The following is a 219-nucleotide window of genomic DNA, read 5'->3' on the forward strand; positions in this document are numbered from 1 at the left end:
AAGATGCGTTGTATCACGGATAGGACGTACATCTACGAATGAACCTGGTAAGTACTCGCGTACTGAACCGATATCTACAGTGTAACCGCCTTTATCTTTGCTTGAGATAATACCTTTAACGATTTCATCGTTATCAGCGATTTTTTGAAGGAAGTTCCAAGTTTCAACACGTTTAGCTTTCTCACGTGACATCAAGGTTTGAGCGATGCCGTTATCAAC

The 219-nt window shown here is 41.1% G+C and carries 1 protein-coding gene; it reads right to left on the bottom strand.

From position 1 onward, the window contains the following. The coding region (locus V6252_RS13305; RefSeq protein ID WP_341610754.1) for a S1 RNA-binding domain-containing protein at positions 1–219 on the bottom strand (219 nt) is incomplete at both ends.

Origin of the sequence: Psychrobacter proteolyticus (genome assembly GCF_038155145.1) — a bacterium.
Lineage (GTDB): Bacteria > Pseudomonadota > Gammaproteobacteria > Pseudomonadales > Moraxellaceae > Psychrobacter > Psychrobacter proteolyticus_B.